This window comes from Hydrogenophaga sp. (assembly GCF_041633695.1).
Classification (GTDB): domain Bacteria; phylum Pseudomonadota; class Gammaproteobacteria; order Burkholderiales; family Burkholderiaceae_C; genus Hydrogenophaga.
Map to the genome: position 1 here is coordinate 1 of NZ_JBFJMY010000044.1, position 17005 is coordinate 17005.

General features: G+C 62.0%; 18 protein-coding genes. 4 read left to right on the plus strand and 14 right to left on the minus strand.

The genetic code is table 11. From position 1 onward, the window contains the following. The 4 genes from mobB to ABYB95_RS04555 form a co-directional block, all read right to left on the minus strand. Positions 1-410, minus strand: a 410-nt coding sequence (gene mobB, locus ABYB95_RS04540) for a molybdopterin-guanine dinucleotide biosynthesis protein B (RefSeq protein ID WP_372657268.1), incomplete at its 3' end; no start/stop codon positions are given. Beyond that, a complete protein-coding gene (thrC, locus tag ABYB95_RS04545; RefSeq protein WP_372657269.1) occupies positions 407-1849 on the minus strand; it encodes a threonine synthase in 1443 nt (480 codons plus the stop codon). The genes thrC and mobB, both read right to left, overlap by 4 nt. A gap of 131 nt (positions 1850-1980) precedes the next feature. Next, positions 1981-3303, minus strand: coding sequence for a homoserine dehydrogenase (locus ABYB95_RS04550; protein WP_372657270.1), 1323 nt, complete (start codon positions 3301-3303; stop codon positions 1981-1983). Positions 3304-3433: 130 nt separating this feature from the next. Next, on the minus strand, positions 3434-4660 hold the full coding sequence (locus ABYB95_RS04555; RefSeq protein ID WP_372657271.1) for a pyridoxal phosphate-dependent aminotransferase: 1227 nt from the start codon (positions 4658-4660) through the stop codon (positions 3434-3436). 126 nt (positions 4661-4786) lie between these two features. On the opposite strand from ABYB95_RS04555, the gene ABYB95_RS04560 reads away from it, so the two are divergent. From ABYB95_RS04560 to ABYB95_RS04570, 3 genes are all read left to right on the plus strand, one after another. Next, positions 4787-5167: an Mth938-like domain-containing protein gene (locus ABYB95_RS04560; RefSeq protein ID WP_372657272.1), complete on the plus strand. Its 381-nt coding sequence runs from the start codon at positions 4787-4789 to the stop codon at positions 5165-5167. Positions 5168-5385: 218 nt separating this feature from the next. Then, positions 5386-5862 carry a peroxiredoxin gene (locus tag ABYB95_RS04565; RefSeq protein ID WP_372657273.1) on the plus strand — a complete coding sequence of 159 codons (477 nt, stop codon included), beginning with the start codon at positions 5386-5388 and terminating at the stop codon, positions 5860-5862. Positions 5863-6038: 176 nt separating this feature from the next. Then, a complete protein-coding gene (locus tag ABYB95_RS04570; protein WP_372657274.1) occupies positions 6039-7838 on the plus strand; it encodes a PhoH family protein in 1800 nt (599 codons plus the stop codon). A gap of 42 nt (positions 7839-7880) precedes the next feature. Here the strand turns inward: ABYB95_RS04570 and dnaB are convergent, their stop codons facing one another. From dnaB to ABYB95_RS04615, 9 genes are all read right to left on the minus strand, one after another. Beyond that, complete coding sequence (dnaB, locus tag ABYB95_RS04575) at positions 7881-9311, minus strand: replicative DNA helicase (RefSeq protein WP_372657276.1); 1431 nt, start codon at positions 9309-9311, stop codon at positions 7881-7883. Between the two features lie 221 nt (positions 9312-9532). Beyond that, entirely contained in the window at positions 9533-9985 is a 453-nt protein-coding gene (gene rplI / locus ABYB95_RS04580; RefSeq protein ID WP_372657277.1) for a 50S ribosomal protein L9, read from the minus strand. Between the two features lie 13 nt (positions 9986-9998). Next, positions 9999-10280, minus strand: a complete 282-nt coding sequence (gene rpsR, locus ABYB95_RS04585; protein WP_372657278.1) for a 30S ribosomal protein S18 — start codon at positions 10278-10280, stop codon at positions 9999-10001. Positions 10281-10292: 12 nt separating this feature from the next. Beyond that, positions 10293-10580 carry a primosomal replication protein N gene (gene priB, locus ABYB95_RS04590; RefSeq protein WP_372657279.1) on the minus strand — a complete coding sequence of 96 codons (288 nt, stop codon included), beginning with the start codon at positions 10578-10580 and terminating at the stop codon, positions 10293-10295. 25 nt (positions 10581-10605) lie between these two features. Next, positions 10606-10977: a 30S ribosomal protein S6 gene (rpsF, locus tag ABYB95_RS04595; protein ID WP_372657280.1), complete on the minus strand. Its 372-nt coding sequence runs from the start codon at positions 10975-10977 to the stop codon at positions 10606-10608. A gap of 142 nt (positions 10978-11119) precedes the next feature. Next, positions 11120-13246: a sodium:solute symporter family protein gene (locus tag ABYB95_RS04600; RefSeq protein WP_372657286.1), complete on the minus strand. Its 2127-nt coding sequence runs from the start codon at positions 13244-13246 to the stop codon at positions 11120-11122. Between the two features lie 12 nt (positions 13247-13258). Continuing rightward, positions 13259-13519: a DUF4212 domain-containing protein gene (locus ABYB95_RS04605; protein WP_372657281.1), complete on the minus strand. Its 261-nt coding sequence runs from the start codon at positions 13517-13519 to the stop codon at positions 13259-13261. A gap of 61 nt (positions 13520-13580) precedes the next feature. Continuing rightward, on the minus strand, positions 13581-14162 hold the full coding sequence (locus ABYB95_RS04610) for a tetratricopeptide repeat protein (RefSeq protein ID WP_372657282.1): 582 nt from the start codon (positions 14160-14162) through the stop codon (positions 13581-13583). Continuing rightward, positions 14153-14449 (minus strand): hypothetical protein, encoded by a 297-nt coding sequence (locus ABYB95_RS04615; RefSeq protein WP_372657283.1) that lies wholly within the window; start codon positions 14447-14449, stop codon positions 14153-14155. Before ABYB95_RS04615 ends, ABYB95_RS04610 begins: the two co-directional genes overlap by 10 nt. Positions 14450-14634: 185 nt before the next feature. Here ABYB95_RS04615 and ABYB95_RS04620 point away from each other — a divergent pair, with 185 nt between their 5' ends. Further along, positions 14635-16500, plus strand: coding sequence for a putative nucleotidyltransferase substrate binding domain-containing protein (locus ABYB95_RS04620; protein WP_372657284.1), 1866 nt, complete (start codon positions 14635-14637; stop codon positions 16498-16500). 34 nt (positions 16501-16534) lie between these two features. On the opposite strand, the gene ABYB95_RS04625 is transcribed toward ABYB95_RS04620, so the two are convergent. After that, positions 16535-17005: PolC-type DNA polymerase III (locus ABYB95_RS04625; protein ID WP_372657285.1), on the minus strand; the 471-nt coding region annotated here is incomplete at its 5' end.

Below are 17005 nucleotides of genomic sequence, written 5' to 3' on the forward strand. Positions count from 1 at the left end.
AAGTCGGTGGCGATGGCGGTGATGAAGTCGTCGTGCGGGTAGCGCGGCGGCTTGCCCGTGGCCTCGCGCCAGACTTCCAGCTTGAGCAAGTCGCTGTCTTTGAAGCCTTCGACCAAGACCCAGTCAACGCCGTCGTACAGCTCCGCCAGCAACTGGTGCACGCTCAAGCTTGCGGGCTGTTCGAACTCCCGCATCAGCACCAGGCGGTGATCGGACGCGGCCACCACCTCAAAAGCGCCGGCCTCGCGGTGGCGCCAGGTGTCTTTGCCCGGATGGTCGATATCGAAACGGTGGTGTGCGTGCTTGACCACCGACACCCGCAGACCGCGCAAACGCAACGCGGGGATCAGCTGCTCCACCAAGGTGGTTTTGCCCGATCCGGAGTAGCCGGCCAGGCCGATCACTTTCATGGATGAACGCAGTGCTCGACGATGTACGCCTGCACGGCCTGGGTGTCGGCCGGCATCTTGTGCACGCGCTTGGGCAAAGCCTCGATACCTTCGAACTTGGCCGGGCGATCGGGTTCGCGCCCCAGCGCCTCCACGATGGTTTCGGCAAATTTGATCGGCAACGCCGTCTCCAGCACCAGCATGGGCAGACCGGCGCGCAGGTGTTCGCGCGCCACTTTCACGCCATCGGCGGTGTGGGTGTCGATCACAACGCCATGCTCCGCGTCGGTGGCCTTGATGGTGGCGAGGCGGTCGGCATGGGTGCTTTTGCCACTGACGAAGCCGTAGCGACTGGCGGCATCGGCAAACGCGGGATCACCGCTCAGATCGAAGCGCCCTGCTTGGCTCAATGCAGTGCCAAACAAGGCTTTCACGCGCTCGCCATCGCGGCCCAGCAAATCGAACACGAAGCGCTCGAAATTGCTGGCCTTGGAAATGTCCATGGACGGGCTGGAGGTCTCGTGTGTATCGGCGCTGGCCCGCACCCGGTAGACACCGGTGCGAAAGAATTCGTCGAGCACGTCGTTTTCGTTGGTGGCCACCACCAGCTGCTGGATCGGCAGGCCCATCTGGCGCGCCACATGGCCGGCACAGACATTGCCAAAATTGCCGCTGGGAACCGTGAAGCTCACCTGCTGCGTGTCGTCCGTGGTCGCCTGGAAATAGCCCGCGAAGTAGTAAACGACTTGCGCCAGCAACCGCGCCCAATTGATCGAATTGACGGTGCCGATCTTGTATTGGCGTTTGAAGGCCAGATCGTTGCTCACCGCTTTCACGATGTCCTGGCAGTCGTCGAACACACCTTCGATGGCGATGTTGTGGATGTTTTCGTCCATCAGGCTGAACATCTGCGCCTGCTGGAACGGGCTCATGCGGCCGTGCGGGCTCAACATGAACACGCGCACGCCCTTTTTGCCGCGCATGGCGTATTCGGCCGCACTACCGGTGTCGCCACTGGTGGCGCCCAGGATGTTGAGTTCCTCGCCACGGCGCGCCAGCTCGTACTCGAACAAGTTGCCGAGCAACTGCATGGCCATGTCTTTGAACGCCAGCGTCGGGCCGTTGGACAGGGCTTCGAGGTAGAACCCATCGTCCAGCTGCTTCAGCGGCACGATGGCCGCGTTGCCATAAACCGCTTCGGTGTAGGTCTTGTCGCACAAGGCCTTCAGATCGGCGGCGGGAATGTCGTCGATATAGAGCGACAGCACCTCGAACGCCAGCGCAGCGTATCCGCCGGGTGCGCCGCCATTGAACACCGTGCGCCAGCGGGCCAACGTGGCTGCCTCCACCTGCGGATAACGCTCGGGCAAATACAAACCACCATCGGGCGCCAGGCCTTCCAGCAGGATTTCACAGAAATGTTTGCGGTCAGCTTGGCCGCGGGTGGAGAGGTACAGCATGTCAGTGGTCCAAGTTCTTCAGACGATACCCATCCCAAGAAGGGGAGCGTCCCGAGAATGCCGTGGAACCGGCTTTGCCGGGCCACAGGCATTGCCCCTGGGGGGTGGCGCCGAAGGCAACGCGGGGGGTACTAGTTCAACTCTTCTTTGCGGATGCGCGTGATGGGCGCCAACACCGTGGGCAAGGCCTGCATTTGCGCCAACACCGCATCCATGGTGCCTTCGCGGGTATCGTGCGTGAGGATGATCAGGTCGGTGGAAGTCGCGCCCTCGCCGCCCACTTCGTCGGCTTCACGTTGCAGCACCGCATTGATGCTGATGCCAGACTCTGCCAACAAGCCGGTGACCTTGGCCAGCACGCCGGCCTCGTCTGCCACACGCAGGCGCAGGTAATAACTCGTCACCACCTCGCTCATGGGCAGAACATCGAGGTCGCTCATGGCGTCGGGCTGGAACGCCAGGTGCGGCACGCGGTTCAGAGGATCGGCGGTGTGCAGCCGGGTGATGTCCACCAGATCGGCGATCACAGCGCTGGCGGTGGGCTCGCTGCCCGCGCCCTTGCCGTAATACAAAGTGGTGCCCACGGCATCGGCCTGCACCACGACGGCGTTCATCGCACCTTCCACATTGGCGATCAAGCGCTTGGCCGGTACCAGGCTGGGGTGCACACGCAACTCGATGCCCTCGGCCGTGCGCTTGGTGATGCCCAGCAGCTTGATGCGGTAGCCGAGCTGTTCGGCGTAGCGGATGTCGGTCGCGCTCAAGCGTGTGATGCCTTCGACATAGGTTTTGTCGAACTGCACCGGGATGCCAAAGGCGATCGCGCTCATGAGCGTGATCTTGTGCGCGGCGTCCACGCCTTCAATGTCGAAGGTTGGGTCGGCTTCGGCGTAGCCCAGACGCTTTGCGTCCGCCAAGGCGGCTTCAAAACTCAACCCCTTTTCGCGCATCTCCGACAAGATGAAGTTGGTGGTGCCGTTGATGATGCCGGCGACCCACTGGATGCTGTTGGCGGTCAAGCCTTCGCGCAGCGCCTTGATGATGGGAATGCCACCGGCCACGGCGGCTTCGAACGCCACCATCACGCCTTTGGCGGAAGCGGCGGCAAAAATCTCGGTGCCATGCACGGCCAGCAAGGCCTTGTTGGCCGTGACCACGTGTTTGCCTGCAGCAATCGCTTCAAGCACCAAGGTTTTGGCGATGCCGTAGCCACCGATCAGTTCGATGACGATGTCGATTTCGGGATTGGCGATCAACGCACGCGCATCGTTCACCACGGTCACACCCGGGCCCACAATGCCTTGGGCACGTGGCACGTCCAGGTCGGCCACCATGGTGATTTCAATGCCGCGACCCGCGCGGCGCTGAATTTCTTCCTGGTTGCGCTTGAGCACGTGAAAAGTACCGCTGCCCACGGTGCCAATGCCCAGCAGGCCTACTTGTATCGGTTTCATGATGCTCTCTTCTTAAGGTATCGGTCAGCGGCTCCCGGGCGACAAACCCTGGCTCCGCCGTCTAACGGTAGATGGTAGCGCCGCATCCACAACCCAGTGATGCCCATGCACCCCGGGTTTGATGCGCCACTCACTGGGCGTGGCGCTTGCGCCAGTTTTCCAGAAACTTGGCGACGCGGCCGATGGCCTCGCGCAGGTCGTCTTCGTGCGGAAGAAACACGATGCGGAAGTGCTGGTTGTCCGGGTAGTTGAACCCCGATCCTTGCACCAGCATCACGCGGGTTTCTTTCAGCAGTTCCATGAAGAACTGGCGGTCGTCCGCGATCGGGTACATCTGCGGATCGAGCCGGGGAAACATGTAGAGCGCCGCATCCGGCTTGACACAGGTCACGCCGGGAATGGCGGTGATCAGCTCGTAGGCCAGATCGCGCTGGCGGCGCAAACGCCCGCCCTCGCAAACCAGGTCGTTGATGCTCTGGTAGCCCCCCAGCGCGGTTTGAATCGCCCATTGACCAGGCACGTTGGAACCAAGCTTGAGGTTGGCCAGCATGTTCAGGCCTTCGATGTAATCGGTGGCCGACGCCTTGTCGCCCGACACCACCATCCAGCCCGCACGGTAGCCGCAAGAGCGGTATGCCTTGGACAGGGAGTTGAAGGTCAGTGTGAGCAGATCGGTGCTCAGGCTGGCGATGGGCGTGTGCTTCACCCCGTCGTACAAAACCTTGTCGTACACCTCGTCGGCCAGGATCACCAGCCCATGTTCGCGCGCAATGTCCACAATGCCCTGCAAGGCCGCGTCCGGATACATGGCTCCGGTCGGGTTGTTGGGATTGATGACGACAATGCCCTTGGTGCGTGGCGTGATCTTGCCGCGGATATCGTCCAGATTCGGGGTCCAGCCATTCTCCTCGTCGCAGCGGTAGTGCACCGGTACGCCACCCGAAAGGCTGGTCGCGGCGGTCCACAGCGGGTAGTCGGGTGTCGGCACCAGCAACTCGTCGCCCTCGTCCAGCAGCGCATTGGTGGCGGATACGATCAGGTCGCTCGCGCCATTGCCCAGGTAAATGTCGTCCAGCGTCACGCCCACAATGCCTTGGCGCTGGGTTTCGTGCATCACCGCCTTGCGCGCCGCAAAAATGCCTTTGCTGTCCGAATAGCCCGACGAGTCCGGCAGATTGCGGATCATGTCCTGCTGGATCTCTTCGGGCGCGTCAAAACCAAACACCGCCAGGTTGCCGATATTGAGCTTGATGATTTTCTGCCCTTCGTCCTCCATCTTCTTCGCAGCGTCCACAATCGGACCGCGAACGTCGTAGAGCACATTGGCCAGCTTGGTGGATTTTTTGATCGGTTTCAAAGTCTCTCCCGCAAGGGCGGTGTATTGCAGCGTAATATGACGGGCGTGATACAGGGAAAACCTGTAATTTGACCACAGTTCAGGTGCCTATTTTCTCCGCGAAATGGCGCCGCCCACCCCACGCCCATGAAACTGCACGCCGACCAACCGAATGCCCAAACCGTCACCGCCTATGGCGAAGCGTGGGTGGCGATCAACGGCGAGCGGCACACCAGCAGCGTGCTGCTGAGTTCTACCGGCGAAAAGCAGGCCTGGGACTGTCACCGCTTCGAAGACTTGTCAGCTGCCCACTTTGAACTACTCGCGGCGGTGACCGAGCAAGCGCCCGAACTGGTGCTGTTTGGCAGTGGCGTGCGTTTGCGCTTTGTGCATCCGGCGCTGCTCCAGGTTTTGATAGCGCGAGGCATCGGCGTCGAAACCATGGACACCCCGGCGGCATGCCGCACCTTCAACATCCTCGCAGGCGAAGGCAGGCGCGTGGTGGCCGCTCTTTTGCTGGAGACTTGAGCCCGTGGCCTGCGTCGGGACCTGTGCGCGTAGGCACGACAGCCCCGCCCTGCTCTGGGTTATCCCCCACACGAACGGCACCCGGGTACCCCTTTCGGTATAAAATACCGGATTGTTCCCCCGACCGCCTCCACGCATGGCTTGCTCTGTGCCGTGCGGGCTTGGCGCGGTGGGAAGCCAACGAATTTCCACCAATTAATGTCAGGGGTACACGCAGTATGGCAGTCGTTGTCAATAAGCTTCTTCCCGAATTTGAAGCACTCGCCACCGGGAACCTCAAGGTCAGCAACCAGACGCATGTCGGGCAAACCGTGGTTCTCTATTTTTATCCCAAAGACAATACACCGGGCTGCACCACCGAAGCCATGCAGTTTCGGGACAAGTACAAGGATTTTGTCAAAGCCGGCGCCGAGGTATTTGGTGTCTCGCGCGACAACATGAACTCGCACGACGACTTCAAAGCCAAGCTGGAATTGCCTTTTGAGCTGATCGCCGACACCGAAGAGAAAATGTGCCACATGTTCGGCGTGGTCAAGAACAAGATCATGTACGGTAAAAAGGTCAAGGGCATCGAGCGCAGCACCTTCCTGGTGGGCCCCGACGGCGTGCTCCAGCAGGAGTGGCGCGGACTCAAAGTCCCCGGCCACGTGGAAGAAGTGCTGAAGGCTGTGAAGGCCTTGAAAAAGACGGCCTGACCCCGAAACGGGCGTGTCGGATGGGCCGTCATATGACTCGTGCATAATGGTTTCATGACACCGGGACAACCCTTCGTTTCACCCCTTCAACGCTTTTATAAGCTGCCCAATTAGCCGCCCGGTAACCCCGGCGGCTTTTTGTTTTTTGGCCCTTCACCGAACCTCCCACGCCCTCCATGCCATTGCCTCCAGCCCCCGCCAAACGCGCAGCCTTGCTCAACCCCACGGCGTTTCACCAAACCGCTGACGCCCCACAGATCGATTTGCCAGACGTCCCCGTCGCAGCGCAGCGCCAAACACCGCCGGCAGTCGCTGAAACGGGCAAAACCAAGAAGACGCACCCGAGAACGTCCGAGCCGGCGTCTGCACGAGGCCCGGCGCGGCGCGCCCCTGCACCTGCGGCACCTCAGGCACCCACACCGGTGCCAGTGGCGCTGAGCCAGCCGCAGACACTGCGGACTTCCGAACCTCCCGTTGTTGCACCCACAACCGAGCTGCGCAGCAAACCGGCACCAGACACGGCACCCGTGCGCACCGGCGCGCCGTCCGCGCGCCGCCGATCGGCGTCCAGGACCGACAAGTCCGCGCCCACCCGCCTGTTTGTGCTGGACACCAACGTGCTGTTGCACGACCCGACCAGCTTGTTCCGTTTCGAGGAACACGACATCTTCCTGCCCATGATCGTGCTGGAAGAGCTCGACGGCCACAAAAAGGGCATGACCGAGGTGGCACGCAACGGTCGGCAAACCAGCCGGACCCTGGACGCGCTGGTGGCCCAACAAGGCGGTGACCTGGTCAAAGGCTTGAAGCTGTCGGCCACCGGCCATCAAACCGCACGAGGCCAACTGTTCTTCCAGACCGAACCCCTGGAACACGCCCTGCCCAGCAGCCTGCCCCAGGGCAAGGCGGACAACCAGATTCTGGGCGTGGTGCAGGCCTTGCGCGAACGCCACCCCAGCCGCGAAGTCATTCTGGTGTCCAAGGACATCAATATGCGGGTCAAGGCCCGCGCGCTGGGTCTGGCCGCCGAAGACTACGAGAACGACAAGACGCTGGAAGATGGCGAGTTGCTGTACTCCGGTGCGCTGGCGCTGCCGCAGGACTTCTGGACCCGCCAGAGCAAAACCATCGAGAGCTGGCAGAGCGGCAGCCACACCTTCTACCGGGTCAGCGGCCCGGCCGTGGGCCAGTTTTACATCAACCAGTTCGTCTATTTTGAAGCCCCGGGTGAGCCCTCTCTGTACGCCCGGGTGACCGAAATCCGCGACAAGACCGCGGTGCTGAAAACGCTCAAGGATTTCACGCACCTGAAAAACGCGGTCTGGGGTGTGACCAGCCGCAACCGCGAGCAGAATTTCGCACTCAACGTGCTGATGGATCCCGAGGTCGACTTCGTCACCCTGACCGGCACCGCAGGCACTGGCAAAACCTTGATGGCCCTGGCCAGCGGTCTGACCCAGGTACTGGACGACCGCCGCTACACCGAGATCATCATGACGCGCGCCACGGTCAGTGTGGGCGAAGACATCGGCTTCCTGCCTGGCACCGAAGAAGAAAAAATGGGCCCTTGGATGGGTGCGCTGGACGACAACCTGGAATTTTTGGCCAAAGGCGACGGCGGTAGTGCAGGCGAATGGGGGCGTGCCGCCACCAACGAACTCATCCGCAGCCGCATCAAGGTCAAGAGCCTGAACTTCATGCGCGGGCGCACGTTCTTGAACAAGTACGTGATCATCGACGAGGCGCAAAACCTCACGCCCAAACAGATGAAGACCTTGATCACCCGCGCCGGTCCGGGCACCAAGATCATCTGCATGGGCAATCTGGCGCAGATCGACACGCCCTATTTGACCGAAGGTTCTTCGGGCCTGACCTTTGCGGTGGACCGCTTCAAGGGCTGGCCACATGGCGGTCACATCACGCTGGCCCGAGGGGAGCGTTCTCGCCTGGCGGACTACGCCAGCGAAGTCTTGTAAATGCCCGGCCGACGCCGCGCAATCGCGCGGCGTCGGCTCGTATCAGAAGTCGCCGCCGCCTGCGAGGCTTTCGAAGCGCGTGAGCTGGTTCAGGAACGTCAATTTGACGACGCCGGTGGGTCCGTTGCGCTGCTTGCCGATGATGATCTCGGCCACACCAGGTTCTTTGGAGGCCTCGCGGTTGTAATAGTCGTCGCGGTAAATGAACATGATGATGTCGGCATCCTGCTCGATGGCGACGGATTCGCGCAGATCGCTCATCATGGGGCGTTTGTCGGTGCGCTGCTCCACGCTTCGGTTGAGCTGAGACAGCGCGATCACCGGGCATTGCAGCTCTTTGGCCAGCATCTTCAGTCCCCGCGAGATTTCACCCAGCTCGGTGGCGCGGTTGTCGCCGCCAGACGAACTGGAGCCGCTCATGAGCTGCAGGTAGTCGACCACGATCAGGCCCAGCTTGCCACACTGGCGCGAGAGCCGGCGCGCGTTGGCGCGCAACTCGCTGGGCGTGAGGCCGGGTGTTTCGTCGATGTGCAAGGACACGTTACGCAGCTTTTCGATCGCCTCGGTCAGCCGCGGCCATTCGTCGTCGGTGAGCTTGCCGGTGCGCAAATGGCCCTGGTTGATGCGTCCGATCGAACCCACGATACGCACGGCCAATTGGGATGCGCCCATCTCCATCGAGAACACCGCCACCGGCAGGCCTTCGTTCAGCGCCACGTGTTCGGCGATGTTGATCGCGAACGCGGTCTTGCCCATGGACGGTCGAGCCGCCAGCACCACCAGGTCACCCGCCTGCAGGCCCGAGGTCATGCGATCCAGATCGATAAAGCCGGTGGGTACACCCGTCACGTCCATCGGGTTGTCGGCCATCTCCTGCACCCGGTCCAGCAGCTCGACCACCAGGGTGTCCATGCCCTGGAAGCCCTGCTTCATCCGGGATCCTTCCTCCCCGATGTTGAAGATCTTCTGCTCCGCCTCATCCAGAATTTTGTCGACCTGCTTGCCTTGCGGGTTGAAGGCGGCGGTGGCGATCTCGTCGCTGGCTGCCACCAGCTTGCGCAGAATGGCACGCTCGCGCACGATCTCGGCGTAACGCCGGATGTTGGCAGCACTCGGCACGTACTGGGCCAGCGAGTTGAGATAAGCGAGCCCGCCCGCATCTTCGGCCTTGCCCTGGTTCTGCAAGTGCTCGAACACGGTGATGACATCGGCCGGCTTGCTGGCGTTCACCAGCGCGGCAATGGCCGCATAGGTCAGGCGGTGCTCGTAGCGGTAAAAGTCCGAGTCGTTGACCATGTCGCCTACCCGGTCCCAGGCCCCGTTGTCGAGCAACAAACCACCCAATACGCTGGACTCGGCCTCGATGGAGTGTGGTGGTACCCGCAGTTGGGCGACCTGTCGGTCTACACCCAGGCCGGCGTCGTCCAGGCCGTTGTCGAAAGAAGAAAAAGAGCTGGAAAAAACGGCTGACATGGTGTTCCTGAGTGAGCGTGAATGGTACGCCCTGCCCGCCCGGGTGTCATGGGATAACCCTGTGGACAAACCTTGTACAAGAGGTGGATTCGCGGTGATCAACACCGAAATCCTGCCCGCAAATGAAAAAGCCGCAACCCGAAGGTGGCGGCTTTTTTTTTGAAGCGACCTGGTGCAGTGCGCGCCTGGTGCTTCGCGGCGTGGAACCGCTCCGGTGGGTATCAGGCGGTTTCGCCGAGCACCGAAACGTTCAGGTCGACCGTCACGTCGGTGTGCAAGGCCACGGCCACCGTGTAGTCGCCCACCAGCTTCAGTGGACCGTTGGGCATGCGCACTTGCGATTTGACCAATTTGAAGCCCAGCTTGCTGAGTTCTTCGGCCACATCGTGGTTGGTCACGGAACCGAACAAGCGGCCGTCCACACCCGCTTTTTGCGACAGCTTGACCGTCACGTTGGCCAGGCGTTCGCCCAGGCCCACGGCTTCGGCGTGCTTGGCAGCGGCTGCCTTTTCGAGCTCCGCGCGGCGGGTTTCGAATTCGGCGATGGCGTTTTGCGTGGCACGGCGGGCACGGCCTTGTGGGATCAGGAAGTTGCGGGCATAGCCATCTTTGACTTTGACCACATCGCCCAGGGCGCCGAGATTGACAACTTTGTCGAGCAGAATGATTTGCATGTCAGGCTCTCTTTCAGACGCGGTGCTGGTCGCTGTAGGGCAGCATGGCCAGGAAGCGCGCACGCTTGATGGCGGTGTTGACCTGGCGCTGGTAGAAGGCGCGGGTGCCGGTCAGGCGCGCCGGGATGATTTTGCCGTTTTCAGCGATGAAGTCGCGCAGCACGTCCACATCTTTGTAGTCGACTTCTTCGACATTGGCCACGGTGAAGCGGCAGAAACGCTTGCGCTTGAACAGCAGCGATTGGGTGTTGCGCTTGGGGCGCTTGTCTTTGTTGAAACGTTTGGGGGAAGCCATGATGGGCCTTTCCTATGTTTTGCTGAATTCTTGGATATGGAACACCAAGCCTTTGCCGTTGCGTCCGTTCGCCATGAAGCCGTGAAACTCACAAACCGCATCCAGTCCCTGTCGGGACAGCATTTCGGCCTGGGCACCGAAGGCCACGGCCCTCAGTTGCAATTTCACTTCTCGGGGAGTATCCATTTCGACCACCTGCGATTCGTGCTCCAGCACGATATTGAGGGCCGGTATGCCTGCTGGTGTGTACCGCAGGCTCTGCACCTGCACCACCACAGCGGACAACTGGAAACGGTTCACCCTATGACGACGTCACGCAACCGCATCAGGCGGCTTGTTCCTGCGGTTGTTGCTGGGACTTGCGCGCTTCTTCGCGCTCGACCGACTTCATCATGCTCGAAGGGCCGGTGTCGGCTTTCTTGCGCAGCACGGTCAACTGGCGCAACACGGCGTCGTTGAACTTGAAGGCGTGTTCCAGTTCAGCCATCACAGCCTGATCGGCTTCGATGTTGATACACAGGTAGTGGGCCTTGGACAGCTTGTTGATCTGATAAGCCATCTGACGACGGCCCCAGTCTTCCACGCGGTGGATCTTGCCGTTGCCGGCCGTGATCATGCCCTTGTAACGCTCCAGCATGGCTGGAACTTGTTCGCTTTGATCCGGGTGGATCAGCAAAACGATTTCGTAATGACGCATAGACTCTCCTTTTGGATGACACCGCGCCAAGGACTTGGCAACGGTTTCTGATGAAAGCCGCCCCCAAGCGTCTGGATAGGGGTGCGGCAAGGCAAGCCCATGATTCTAGCAAAAATCCGGGCAGAAACCTACGTCGGTGGATTCAGGCGTCAGAACTGGGCTTGCCTGCGCGTGCGCCGGGGTAGCGCACATGCTCCACAAAGGCGCGGATTTCGGGGCCTGGCCCTGGCGTGATCCAGCTCACCAGCACGATCACGGCAAAGCCCACCGGCACACCGAACACGCCCGCCGAGATAGGCTGTATGCCCCACCACAGCTCGAAAGGCGTTTGCACATCAAACAACACCCGCAGCCAGGGTTGCGCCATCACCATGTAATAAAACGTGGTGCCCAGGCCCGCGATCATGCCCAGTGAAGCCGCGACGCCCGTGGCCCGCTTCCAGAAAATGCCCAGAACCAGCGCCGGAAAGAACGCCGACGCCGCAAAAGAAAAGGCGGCGGACACCAGAAACAGGATATCGGCCGGCTTTTGCGCCGCCACGTAGGCGGCGAACAAGGCCACCATCAACAGCAGCACCTTCGAAATGGTCACACGGCGGGCGGTGGACGCGTTGGGGTCGATCATCTTGTAATACAGATCGTGCGACAGCGCGTTGGCGATGGTGAGCAACAGCCCATCGGCGGTCGACAAGGCAGCGGCCAGCCCGCCAGCGGCCACCAGGCCAGAAATCACATACGGAAGACCGCCGATCTCCGGGGCGATCAGCACCACGATGTCGCCGCCGATGGACATTTCGTTGAGTTGAAGAATGCCGTCGCGGTTGACATCGGTGAGCGACAAAAGACTCGGGTCCACCTTGTTCCACGCCGCGACCCAGGACGGCAACTGGTCGAAGGACGTGCCCACCAGCACATGGAACACTTCGTACTTCACCAGCACCGCCAGCGCAGGGGCGGTGAAATACAGCAGAAAAATGAACAGCAGCGACCAGGTCACCGAGTGCCGGGCCTCTTTCACGCTGGGCACGGTGTAGTAGCGCATCAAAATGTGTGGCAGCGCGGCGGTGCCCACCATCAGGCAAAAAACCAGGGCCAGGAAATTGCGCCGCGAGACGTCGTATTCGGTTCGCGCCGCCAGGTCGCCGTTCGGGTCGCCCGCGAACTGCTGGGCGTGCGGCGCCATGCCATTGAGCGGCTTGGACTTGATGTCGGCCGAAGCCTTCTCCTGCTCCCACAGGGCCTTGGCAGAGGTCGGGTCGCGCGGCACCATGGACAGGGTTTTTTCTGCCGCCGATATCTCGGCCCGCTGCGCATTGGCGGCACGCAGGCGGTCCAGCCGGGCTTCGGCTGCCGCCTTGTCGGCCTGCATGGTCGCGGCCGGGTCCTGCAGTTTGATCGCCAGTTCGGCGGCCCGCTGCCGGTAGATGTTCCGAACCTCCAACTCCTTGGGGTCGTTGCTCAGCAGCTTTTCCTTGGCCGTGACCTTTTCCAGTTGAAAACCGTAAATGGCCTGCGGCACCGGCACCCCGGTTTGTTTGACCGACAACCAGACCACCGGCAGCATGTAGGCCACGATCAAGACGATGTACTGCGCCACCTGGGTCCAGGTCACGGCGCGCATGCCACCCAGAAACGAGCACACCAGAATCCCGCCCAGGCCGAGGAACACCCCCAGCTCAAACGCCACGCCGGTGAGTCGCGAGGTGATGATGCCGACACCATAAATTTGCGCCACCACGTAAATGAAGGAGCACAGGATGGCGGCGCAGACACCGACGAAACGCGGCAGGTTGCCGCCGTAGCGCTCACCCAGAAAATCGGGAATCGTGTACTGCCCGAACTTGCGCAGATAGGGTGCGAGCAGCAAGGCCACCAGGCAGTAGCCCCCGGTCCAGCCCATGAGAAACGCCAGGCCGCTGTAGCCTTGCAGGTACAAGGTGCCCGCCAAACCGATGAACGAGGCCGCCGACATCCAGTCCGCCCCGGTGGCCATGCCGTTGTACACGGCGGGCACACGCCGACCCGCCACGTAGTATTCCGCCGCATCGGTGGTGCGGCTCATGATGCCGATGGCGGCGTACAAACCAATGGTGGCCAGCAGGAAAATGAAGCCGATCCACTCGCGCGCCAGCCCCATCTGCTCCAGCAAGGCCAGCGCCACGACGAAGACAAAAAAACCGCCGGTGTACCAGCGGTAGACCTTGTTGAGCTGCCGTTTGAAGGCCAGGTTGGCAGCGGCCGTTCGTTTGCCGCCTCGGGGTTCCAGCATGCGGGACATGTGTCAGGTCTCGGTCTCTTCGACACCGCAGGCCAGGTCCAGGCGGTCCATGTACCAGGCGTAGTAGGCAATGATCAGCCCGTACACCACCAGAGCGCCTTGTGCCCCCATCCAAAAACTGAAAGGCCAGCCAAAAAAATTGAAGGACAGTTCGCGCGCGAAATAGCTCACCACAAAGGTGACCACAAACCAGATGCACAACAACCAGGCCGTGACCCGGAGGTTTTTCCGCCAATGCAGGTGGTGGTTTCTGGTGACCGTCATAAGACCGTTTCCCTGGCCTGGACTTGGGCCGGGCAGCGCAGACGCGTGAACAACAGGACTTTCATGCGGCCGACGCCCCCAAGCCGGTTTCGCGCTGCAGTTGCGCGGCCACCTTGGGTTCAAAACAACGCAGGTGGTGGATGATTTTCAAGGCCTCGTCGGGCTGGTTTCGCGCAGCTTGCACCCGCGCCAGCTGGTACCAGCCATGCGGGCTCATGGGTTGGAGTTCGGTGTTTTTCAACAAGGCGGGCACCGCCTCGTCCAGCCGCTGCTGCCGGATCAGGCACAAAGCCAGGCCATACCAGGCACGGTCCAGCTCGGGGTTCAAGGCCAGGGCGCGGTCAAAAGCCGACTGGGCGGCCTCGTTTTGATCGGCGGCCTCACACAGGTATCCCAGGTTGAACCAGGCCGCAGCGCTGTCGGGCGTGATGGCCACCACGCGGCGCTGGGCTTGCAAGGCGGCCGTCCAATCGCCCAGCTCCGCCAGCAAATGGGCGCAGCTGGCCAGTGCATGGCTGTCGTCGGCCTGGAGGTGCAGCAACTGTTCGAGGCGCCCCAAAGCCGCGCGGCGATCCCCCAGCACAACCAGCATCCGGGCCTGCCAACGCAGGCAACGGCTACGCCATCGGACACTCATAGGCATGCGTTCACTCCCACTTGGAGACAGATCTCGATCTTGGCCCAGACCAGCAAAACCCAGGCAAAGCCCAGGAGCAGAAAAGCCACCAGGGGCAGATGCTGTTCCAGCACCACGCGGGGTGTGGCCCAGCGCGCGAGTTTCAGCATGGGCTGGCACACGATGTGAAGGATCTGGTAGATCAGGTTTTGCTCTTTTTGAGCACCCGCCAAACGCCCCAGTACCCACCGTGCGAACAAAGAAAGCCCTGCGATTTCGGTGACCGCTTTCAGGGCCAGGATGGTGGTCAACATATTGCTTCAAGGTGTACCGGTTCATTCTGATTTTTCATCTTACCGAGGTCTTACAGGGCCCATGCCAGGCGGCTTGATGCAGGTCAAACCCCGAGAGGGTATACCCGCGCCCACGCCTGTATGGCGGGTGTAGGATTCTTGAACGCCCATTCGCGCGCATTTGCGCCCGCCTTTTTGTCGCCCACATGTCCTCACCCGTACCCCATCCGCTCACGCTCCTGGACCGCCTACAACAGCACCGGGTCTTTGGTCTGCTCGGTTCGGACGCGCTCGCTGCCTTGGCCGGCAGCCTGTATGTGCAGCCGATCGGCGCGGGTGACATTTTCGCGGCCAAAGGTCTGCTGCACGAACAATTGCATTGGCTGCTCAGCGGCACATTGGAGCTGCTCGACGCGAACGAAGAGGTTTTGCTCACACTGCTTCCGGGCGAGCTGTTCGGCCATGGCCAGGGCCCGGCCTTGGCGGTGCGGGTCGCCAGGGCACGGACCGACTGCAGCGTGGTCAGCTTCGAAACCCGGTTGCTGGAAGACTGGCGCCAGCAAGTGCCCGCGCTGGCCTATTTTCTGCCACTGGAGGCCGAGCAGCATGGGCTCGGTTTGCCCGGCCACACGCCCAGCCCCGGTGAAAGCGGTGACCCGGCGCTGAATCTCATGACCACGCCGGTGCGCGCCCTGATCAAACGCACGCCCTTCACCCTGCCCCCCCTCACCAGCATCCGCGACGCGGCCGCTCGCATGCGCGAAGAACGCGTGTCGTCGGTGTTGATCGTGGAGCAAGGCCATTTGTTCGGGCTGGTGACCGATCGCGATCTGCGCAACCGGGCGGTGGCGGCGGACCTGGACACGCAGCGCCCCATCATGGACATCGCCACCCTGGCGCCCATGACCATCGAGCTCAACAGCCCGGCCTTTGACGCCTTGTTGTTGATGGCGCGCCACAACATCCACCACGTGCCGGTGGTCGAGGGCGATCAGGTGCGGGGCATGATCACGGCCACCGACCTGACCGAGCAGCACAGCACGTCGGCGGTCTATCTGGCGGGTGATATCCACAAACAGACCGGGCTGGATGGCCTGCAGCGCGCGAGCCGCCAGATCAAGCGCCTGCAGCAAAACCTGGCCGCGGCCAAGGCGTCTGCCTACAGCACCGGGCACATTCTCACCGCCATCACCGACGCGCTGACCGCGCGCCTGCTGCAACTGGGCGAGGCCCAGCTGGGCCCGGCACCGGTCGACTATGTCTGGGTGGCGGCCGGATCGCAAGCACGCAACGAACAGACCGCCAAGTCCGACCAGGACAACTGCATGGTGATCGACGACAGCTACGACGAGGTGCGGCACGGCGCCTATTTCAAAGCGTTGTCCCAGTTTGTTTGTGATGGCCTGGACGCCTGCGGCTACATCTACTGCCCTGGTGAAATGATGGCCATGACCGACACCTGGCGCCAGCCCCGCAGCCGCTGGGCCGAATATTTTTCACGCTGGACCGGCCAGCCCGACCCCAAGTCCTTGATGCTGACCTGTGTGTTTTTTGACCTGCGCGCCGTGCATGGCAAGAGCGAATTGCTGGAAGACTTGCGCCAGGGCGTGCTCCAGCGTACCCAGGGCAACAGCATTTTTCTCGCCTACATGGTGGGCAATGCGCTCACGCACCAGCCACCGCTGGGCATGTTCAAGGGGCTGTCCACCATCCGCAGCGGCGAGCACAAGGGCAAGATCGACCTCAAACACACCGGCATCGTGCCGATTGTGGATCTGGCCCGCGTGTACGCGCTCGCCGGCGGGGACGCGGCGGTGAACACGCACGAACGCCTGCTCAGCGCGGCGGGCGGCGCCATCAGCGAACAAGGCGCGCGCGATCTGCGCGACGCGCTGGAATTCCTGGCCTTCGTGCGCATCCAGCACCAGGCGCGCCAGATGGCACAAGGTGTACCGGCGGACAACTTTCTGAACCCGGACGACATCTCCAACTTCGAACGCACCCAGCTCAAAGACGCCTTCACCGTGGTGCAATCGCTGCAAAGCGTGCTGAGCCAGAGATACAGTTTTTGACCCCGGCGCGTCGCGCGCAGCGCGGCGCGGGGGCTCAATACTTCAACCGCGCGTAATAGGTCTTCTGCGCCGCCTCGCGCGCCTGCCCCAGCGTGTGAATGCCCTTCTCTGCCAGCAAGGGAATGAGTTTGAGAAACACCTCGGCCGTGACCATGGCGTCGCCCATGGCGGTGTGGCGGCCGATGATGGTCAGGTTGAAGCGCTCCGCAATCGCCTCCAGGCGGTGCGAATCCTGGTTCGGGTGCACCAGGGCCGAGAGCAGCAGCGTGTCCAGCACCGGTTGCTCGAACACGATGCCGGTGGGCTTCTCTTGCAGTTGCAGGAAGCGCATGTCGAACGCGGCGTTGTGCGCCACCAGCACCGTATCCTGAGCGAACGCGTGGAAAGACGGCAGCACCTGCGCAATGCTCGGCTGACCGCGCAGCATCTCGGGCTGGATGCCGTGGATGGGGATGGAGGCTGCGGGAATGTCCCGACCGGGATCCACCAGTTGCTCAAAGCACTC

Excerpts from the sequence above, each read along its gene's own strand:
- thrC (WP_372657269.1), bottom strand. The coding sequence starts at position 1,849 with ATGCTGTACCTCTCCACCCGCGGCCAAGCTGACCGCAAACATTTCTGT.
- ABYB95_RS04550 (WP_372657270.1), bottom strand. The coding sequence starts at position 3,303 with ATGAAACCGATACAAGTAGGCCTGCTGGGCATTGGCACCGTGGGCAGC.
- ABYB95_RS04560 (WP_372657272.1), top strand. The coding sequence starts at position 4,787 with ATGAAACTGCACGCCGACCAACCGAATGCCCAAACCGTCACCGCCTAT.
- ABYB95_RS04565 (WP_372657273.1), top strand. The coding sequence starts at position 5,386 with ATGGCAGTCGTTGTCAATAAGCTTCTTCCCGAATTTGAAGCACTCGCC.
- ABYB95_RS04570 (WP_372657274.1), top strand. The coding sequence starts at position 6,039 with ATGCCATTGCCTCCAGCCCCCGCCAAACGCGCAGCCTTGCTCAACCCC.
- dnaB (WP_372657276.1), bottom strand. The coding sequence starts at position 9,311 with ATGTCAGCCGTTTTTTCCAGCTCTTTTTCTTCTTTCGACAACGGCCTG.
- rplI (WP_372657277.1), bottom strand. The coding sequence starts at position 9,985 with ATGCAAATCATTCTGCTCGACAAAGTTGTCAATCTCGGCGCCCTGGGC.
- rpsR (WP_372657278.1), bottom strand. The coding sequence starts at position 10,280 with ATGGCTTCCCCCAAACGTTTCAACAAAGACAAGCGCCCCAAGCGCAAC.
- rpsF (WP_372657280.1), bottom strand. The coding sequence starts at position 10,977 with ATGCGTCATTACGAAATCGTTTTGCTGATCCACCCGGATCAAAGCGAA.
- ABYB95_RS04600 (WP_372657286.1), bottom strand. The coding sequence starts at position 13,246 with ATGCTGGAACCCCGAGGCGGCAAACGAACGGCCGCTGCCAACCTGGCC.
- ABYB95_RS04605 (WP_372657281.1), bottom strand. The coding sequence starts at position 13,519 with ATGACGGTCACCAGAAACCACCACCTGCATTGGCGGAAAAACCTCCGG.
- ABYB95_RS04610 (WP_372657282.1), bottom strand. The coding sequence starts at position 14,162 with ATGCCTATGAGTGTCCGATGGCGTAGCCGTTGCCTGCGTTGGCAGGCC.
- ABYB95_RS04615 (WP_372657283.1), bottom strand. The coding sequence starts at position 14,449 with ATGTTGACCACCATCCTGGCCCTGAAAGCGGTCACCGAAATCGCAGGG.
- ABYB95_RS04620 (WP_372657284.1), top strand. The coding sequence starts at position 14,635 with ATGTCCTCACCCGTACCCCATCCGCTCACGCTCCTGGACCGCCTACAA.